The sequence below is a fragment of the Actinomadura rubrisoli genome (genome assembly GCF_004349215.1).
Lineage (GTDB): Bacteria > Actinomycetota > Actinomycetes > Streptosporangiales > Streptosporangiaceae > Spirillospora > Spirillospora rubrisoli.
In genome coordinates this window covers 1-1,593 of sequence record NZ_SMKU01000680.1, presented here as the reverse complement: position 1 = coordinate 1,593, position 1,593 = coordinate 1, and the positions used below count along the sequence as shown (strand labels likewise).

General features: G+C 67.4%; 2 protein-coding genes and 1 tRNA gene. 1 reads left to right on the top strand and 2 read right to left on the bottom strand.

Translation table 11 applies throughout. The features are described from left to right. Nucleotides 1–366 precede the first annotated feature (366 nt). Nucleotides 367–438, top strand: a tRNA-Thr gene (locus E1298_RS46815). 70 nt (nucleotides 439–508) lie between these two features. Here E1298_RS46815 and E1298_RS51030 read toward each other — a convergent pair. Both E1298_RS51030 and E1298_RS51025 read right to left on the bottom strand, forming a co-directional pair. Next, nucleotides 509–886, bottom strand: a complete 378-nt coding sequence (locus E1298_RS51030; protein WP_243726269.1) for a tyrosine-type recombinase/integrase — start codon at nucleotides 884–886, stop codon at nucleotides 509–511. Continuing rightward, nucleotides 835–1,479: an ATP-binding protein gene (locus tag E1298_RS51025; RefSeq protein ID WP_243726268.1), complete on the bottom strand. Its 645-nt coding sequence runs from the start codon at nucleotides 1,477–1,479 to the stop codon at nucleotides 835–837. Before E1298_RS51025 ends, E1298_RS51030 begins: the two co-directional genes overlap by 52 nt. Nucleotides 1,480–1,593: the final 114 nt, after the last annotated feature.

Below are 1,593 nucleotides of genomic sequence, written 5' to 3'. Positions count from 1 at the left end.
TCACGCGGCGCATCGGGTGGGTGGCGGGGTGCGGCAGGGACCGCCAGGCGGGTCCGGGCAGTGCGGCCGTGCAGGGTGTAGTCCTCGTGGTCAACAGGGCTGACTACCGCGACTTTCTCGTTCCGACCGTGCAAGGCGGCGACCTCAGCCGGCACATCGGGCTCATTCCTCTTGGGGCAGCAGCCTGCCACGCGTCACCACGACGACTCGCTCCCACAGGCTGGCGCCGGCCAGGTCGAACCGGCGGCCCACGGCGATCGCTGCGGCGGCCCCTGAAGCGGACCTTCGGTGAGCGACCAACTGAGTGACAATCGTGGTGGACGTCGGTGGACCTTTGGAGCGCTGTAGATACTTGTGCGCATGGCTGCCGACTAGGTCACTTGTGGTTGATCTTCACTCGTAATGAATAGGTCATCGGTTCGATTCCGATAGGCGGCTCTCAGATCAGAGGCCCATCGCGATCACTCGCGATGGGCCCTTCTGTATGAGTGCCTGACAAACTGCCTGACTAGGCATTCTCCGCAGCGACGGGGAACACGTCGTCCATGGCCTCCGCACCCGCTAGCAGCGCGGGCCGGATCTGGTGCCAGTAGACCGTCTCGGTGACCTCCGTGCTCTTGTGACCGGCCAGACGCGAGATGTCCTCGATGGGGACGCCGGCGTCCGACAGGACCGACACGAAGCTGTGCCGCAGCTCCCGCGGCGTCCACTCGTCCGGGTTCAGGTCCGTCTTCGCCAGGACGGCCCGGAACGAGCGTAGGACGTTGTTGGCGTTCCGCTCCGTGCCCACGGTAGACGCGAAGACCAGGCCGTGCTCCTGCCAGGCCGTGCCGGCTACCTGGCGCTGCTCGTCCTGGAGTTGGCGGTGGAATCGCAGGGCCTCCACGCACCGCTTGGGCAGGGCGAGAGTGCGTCTCGGCTTCTTCGTCTTGGTCTTGCCGCCAGCACGCACCGACCGCCACACCCTGATGGACGACGGGACGGGCGGCTCAGCTTCCGGCCGACCGTCATGGTCTGGTCGTCCTTGGAGACGTCGATGGAGAACACGGCGGCGTCGGTGCGGGTGATGATCTCGGCGACGATGTTCCACGCGCCACCGATGGACTTGCCGCTGCCGGTCATGCCCATGATCTGCAGGTGATGGCTGACGAATCGGTACTCGGCCTCGTCGCCGTCCTGGTAGATCCCGATCCGCAGCGGCTCGTCCACCGAGCCGCCCGGGCGGGACGGTCCCGGCCAGCCGATCGGACGGCGGATGGCGCGCGGATCGGAGACGGTGACGTGCGCCCGGTCGGCGCGGTCGTCGTCCCGCGCCACGATCACCGAGCCGGGTGGCAGCCGCATCCCGGACTCGATGCGGTCGGTGGCCTTGATGGCGTCCTCGGCGGCCTTCTCCCCGGCCGGGAGCTGCATCTGCCCCTTGACCTTGTGGTCGGTGACCTCGGTGGCGCACGGGGCTTCCCCCTGAAATGTGGACACCGATTTCAGGCGGTAGCGGTCAGGCTACCGGTGGTTTCTCGTAGTTGATCGGTGAGAGTTGGCCGAGGCGGGAGTGCCTGCGGCGGGTGTTGTAGCGGGTGGCCCAGCGGAAGA